Source organism: Kitasatospora sp. NPDC004289, assembly GCF_053602875.1.
The window spans coordinates 1-1,625 of sequence record NZ_JBSGEL010000183.1; the positions used below are offsets into that span (position 1 = coordinate 1).

2 protein-coding genes are annotated in these 1,625 nt (G+C 66.3%); one reads left to right on the forward strand and one right to left on the reverse strand.

The window, feature by feature from the left end; translation table 11 throughout:
- Nucleotides 1-130 precede the first annotated feature (130 nt).
- Nucleotides 131-1,189 (forward strand): IS630 family transposase, encoded by a 1,059-nt coding sequence (locus ACWEPF_RS39910; RefSeq protein ID WP_452176532.1) that lies wholly within the window; start codon nucleotides 131-133, stop codon nucleotides 1,187-1,189.
- A 19-nt stretch (nucleotides 1,190-1,208) separates the two neighbouring features.
- On the opposite strand, the gene ACWEPF_RS39915 is transcribed toward ACWEPF_RS39910, so the two are convergent.
- Entirely contained in the window at nucleotides 1,209-1,556 is a 348-nt protein-coding gene (locus ACWEPF_RS39915; RefSeq protein WP_452176531.1) for a hypothetical protein, read from the reverse strand.
- Between the last annotated feature and the right edge of the window lie 69 nt (nucleotides 1,557-1,625).

The following is a 1,625-nucleotide window of genomic DNA, read 5'->3' on the forward strand; positions in this document are numbered from 1 at the left end:
CTAGTGGCTCGTCTCGGTTCCTTGGCCGGGTAATTGATCCTTCGTCTGTTGCGCGGCAGGCTGCTTCCAGGTTGTGATCGCGGAGGTGGTTGTGGGGCGTCGTCCGGGAGTGTTCGTCCGGCCGGTGGGCATGGAGGAGGGGCGTCGGCTGCAGCGGATCAGCCGGACCGCGAAGGATCCGGTGAGGTTGCGGCGGGCGATTGTGGTGATGATGTCCGCGCAGGGCCAGTCGGTGCCGGACATCACCTCGTTGATGCAGGTCAGCGCCGACTATGTGCGCGACGTCATCCACGCGTTCAACGAGCGGGGGTTCGAGGCACTGGACCCAAAATGGAGCGGGGGACGCCCCAGGACGATCAGCAGCCAGATGCGTGAGCACATCTGCCTGATCGCCCGGACGTCCCCCGCCGACTGGAAAATCACGGCGTTCTCCACCTGGAGCCTGACCAAGCTCGCCCAGCACCTGGTCCAGCAGGCCGTCGTGCCGGCGGTCAGCCGCGAGACACTGCGGCGGATACTGCGCGAGGGCAAGGTCTCCTGGCAGACCACCACGACCTGGAAGTCCTCGAACGACCCGGACTTCATCGCCAAGATGCACCGGATCCTGGCACTCTACGACTCCCCGCCCATCGACGGCCGGGTGGTCTGCGTGGACGAGTTCGGGCCGCTCAACCTCATGCCCCGCAAGGGCAAAGCATGGCGCCCGCACCGCTCACCACGCCGGCTGCGGGCCACCTACAACCGCTACGACGGCGTGATGCACATGCTCGCCGCCCTCGACCTGGCCACCGGCAAGCTCTACTACCGCATCCGTCCCCGCAAACGCTGGCGTGAGTTCCTGGCCCTGCTCAAGTCCCTGCGCAGCCGCTGGCCCGGCGAGAAGCTCTATGTCGTCCTGGACAACTTCTCCCCGCACAAACACCCCAACATCCGTGCGTGGACCGCGGAGAACGACGTTCATCTGGTCTTCCTGCCGACCTACGGATCCTGGCTGAACTGGATCGAGTCCGAGTTCGCCGCCCTGCGCTACTTCGCCCTCAACGGCACCGACCACCGCAGCCACGCCGAACAGAACGCCGCCATCAACGCGTACATCCGCTGGCACAACACCCGCTCCCGGCCAAAGACCAACTTCGCCCCCGACTCACCGATCCGCACCTGGGCCCAGTACCCGACCCTGGCCGCCTGACGCGCAACGCCGACGCGCGCTACAGCTCCACGATCCGCTCGGCAGCGAAGCGATCCGATGCCGATCCGTACCGCAACACGACGCTCGCCGGGCGCAAGGGCAGGCCACGCAGGACAGGTTCCATTACGGCGAAGAGCGCATCGGCGTCGTGCCCGTAGGCGAAGAGCAGCACCTCACCGCTCCCGAACTCGTCGCCGTCGAACTCGCCGACGCCGGCTCGTTCAATCACCTCGGTCAGGAGCTTCTGGGCCGCGCGGACGGCCGTCCGATCATCCGCCTCGCCGAACCCATCGCCGGTCAGTCGATACCGCGCAATCACCGCGTGCTCGACGTTCCCATCCGCACCACCATCAGCCGCATGAACCATGCGGAAACAGTCTCACCCCGCACTGACCATCAGCTGTTCCCCGTCCAAAGATCCGAGCCAAGCCACTAG

Excerpts from the sequence above, each read along its gene's own strand:
- ACWEPF_RS39910 (WP_452176532.1), top strand. The coding sequence starts at position 131 with ATGGAGGAGGGGCGTCGGCTGCAGCGGATCAGCCGGACCGCGAAGGAT.
- ACWEPF_RS39915 (WP_452176531.1), bottom strand. The coding sequence starts at position 1,556 with ATGGTTCATGCGGCTGATGGTGGTGCGGATGGGAACGTCGAGCACGCG.